This window comes from Rhodoblastus sp., assembly GCF_041915505.1.
Classification (GTDB): domain Bacteria; phylum Pseudomonadota; class Alphaproteobacteria; order Rhizobiales; family Beijerinckiaceae; genus Rhodoblastus.
Window position 1 is genome coordinate 1 of sequence record NZ_JAYSBG010000485.1, and the last position, 2132, is coordinate 2132.

At 66.7% G+C, this 2132-nt stretch carries 4 protein-coding genes and 1 pseudogene; all 5 read left to right on the top strand.

Features of this window, described 5'->3' with window-relative positions; all coding sequences use genetic code 11:
- A pseudogene (locus ACE3S9_RS18955) lies at positions 1-118 on the top strand (imidazoleglycerol-phosphate dehydratase); the annotation flags it as partial.
- 17 nt (positions 119-135) lie between these two features.
- Positions 136-636, top strand: coding sequence for a DUF2628 domain-containing protein (locus tag ACE3S9_RS18960; protein ID WP_374548034.1), 501 nt, complete (start codon positions 136-138; stop codon positions 634-636).
- Positions 633-1283, top strand: coding sequence for an imidazole glycerol phosphate synthase subunit HisH (gene hisH, locus ACE3S9_RS18965; RefSeq protein WP_374548035.1), 651 nt, complete (start codon positions 633-635; stop codon positions 1281-1283). The genes ACE3S9_RS18960 and hisH overlap by 4 nt, the downstream gene beginning before the upstream one ends.
- The gene (gene hisA, locus ACE3S9_RS18970; protein ID WP_374548036.1) at positions 1271-2020 is read left to right on the top strand and encodes a 1-(5-phosphoribosyl)-5-[(5-phosphoribosylamino)methylideneamino]imidazole-4-carboxamide isomerase; all 750 of its coding nucleotides are present in this window, start codon (positions 1271-1273) and stop codon (positions 2018-2020) included. The genes hisH and hisA overlap by 13 nt, the downstream gene beginning before the upstream one ends.
- Before the next feature lie 30 nt (positions 2021-2050).
- A partial coding sequence (locus ACE3S9_RS18975; protein WP_374548037.1) for a HisA/HisF-related TIM barrel protein occupies positions 2051-2132 on the top strand: 82 nt, incomplete at its 3' end.

Consider the following 2132-nt stretch of genomic DNA (forward strand, 5'->3'; position numbering starts at 1 on the left):
GAACAGCCATCATATTGTCGAGACCTGTTTCAAGGGGGTCGCCCGAGCGCTCGGGGCGGCGCTGGCGATCGATCCGCGCCAGAAAGACCGCATCCCCTCGACCAAGGGAGCGCTCTGAACCGGCGCGACAACCCTATGAATCTGTATTCGGTCTATCTTCCGACAGGCGTTTCGCAGGCGCGATCGCTGGAACGCGCCACTTTCGTGAAGTCGGGCTTCTCTAAGCCGGCCTTCCTCATCACGCCGGTCTGGGCCTTGCGCCACAGGCTCTGGCTGGCCTTTGGCCTGTGGGTCGCCTTGCTCGTCGTGGTCAGCCTGCTGGCCGTCTTCGCGCGAATCGGGACGGAGGCCGCCATCCTTCTTTACTGGCTCGGCGCTGCCGCTTTCGGCCTGGAGGCGGATCGTTTCCGCCAGGCCGGCCTCGACCGGCGCGGCTTCCTGATGCACGGTCTGGCGCTGGGCGCCTCGACCGATGACGCCGAAACCGTCTATTTCGCCCGGCGCGCCGATGCGCCGGCCGACGCCGCGCCGGCGCCCGTGTCGCCGAGGGACGGCGGCGCCAAGCCGCCCGCGCCGCCAATCGGTCAGGAGACGGATTTCCTCGGCCTGTTTCCGACCCGGGAGTCGAAGCCTTGAAGGTCGCCATCATCGATTACGGCTCCGGCAACCTGCATTCGGCCGCCAAGGCTTTTGAGCGCGCGGCCCGGGAGAGTGGAATCGCCGCGGCGATCGACGTCACCGCCGACGCCGAGACCGTGCGCCGCGCCGATCGCGTGGTTCTGCCCGGCGTCGGCGCCTTCGCCGATTGCCGGCGCGGGCTGCTCTCCATCGCCGGCATGGCCGAAGCCCTCGACGAAACGGTGCATAAGCGCGGCGCGCCTTTTCTCGGCATTTGCGTCGGCATGCAGCTCTTGGCGGAACGCGGGCTCGAACATGGCGACACGCTCGGTCTGGGCTGGATCGGCGGCGCCGTCGGCCCCATCGCGCCGAGCGATCCCACGTTGAAAATCCCGCATATGGGCTGGAACAATCTGCAATCGAACCGGCCACATCCGATTCTCGACGGCATCGCGACCGGACCGGCCGGGTTGAACGCCTATTTCGTCCATTCCTTTCATTTACAGGCGTCGAACGGCGACGACGTCATCGCCACGACCGATTATGGCGGTCCACTGACCGCGATCGTCGGCCGGGATTCGATCGTCGGCGTGCAGTTCCATCCGGAAAAAAGCCAGGCGATGGGGCTCAAGCTCATTTCCAACTTCCTGAGGTGGCGTCCGTGATTCTCTTTCCAGCCATCGATCTCAAGGGCGGCCAATGCGTTCGGCTGATCCATGGCGACATGGCCCAGGCGACCGTCTTCAACGACGATCCCGCCGCACAGGCTCTGACCTTCGAGAGCCAGGGCTTCGACTATCTGCATGTCGTCGACCTCGACGGGGCTTTCGCCGGCAAGCCCATGAACGCCGCCGCCGTCGACAAGGTGCTGGCGGCCCTCAGCAACATGCAGGTCCAGCTCGGCGGCGGCATCCGCGACATGCGGACGATTGACGGCTGGCTCGGCAAGGGCGTCGATCGCGTCATCATCGGCACCGCCGCCGTGCGCGATCCCGATCTGGTCCGCGAGGCCGCCCGCCGCTATCCCGGCCGGATCGCGGTCGGAATCGACGCGCGCGACGGTCTGGTCGCGGTCGACGGCTGGGCGAAATCGTCGCAACTGACCGCCGTCGAACTCGGCAAGCGCTTCGAAGACGCCGGCGTCGCGGCCATCGTCTATACCGATATCGCCCGCGACGGCGTGCTGAAGGGCCTGAATATCGAGGCGACGCTGGCGCTCGCCAACGCCTTGGCGATACCGGTGATCGCCTCGGGCGGATTGGCGTCCATCGCCGATATTGAACGGCTGCTGGAGCCCGATTGCGCGCGCCTCGCCGGCGCGATCAGCGGCCGCGCGCTTTATGACGGCCGGCTCGACCCGCAGCAGGCGCTGGCGCTCATCAAATCCAGGCGCGCGGCGTGAACCGGCCCGACGGCCGAAGGGAGCAGAGCCTTGCTTAAGACCCGCGTCATTCCCTGCCTCGACGTCAAGGACGGACGCGTCGTCAAGGGCGTGAATTTCGTCAATCTGCGCG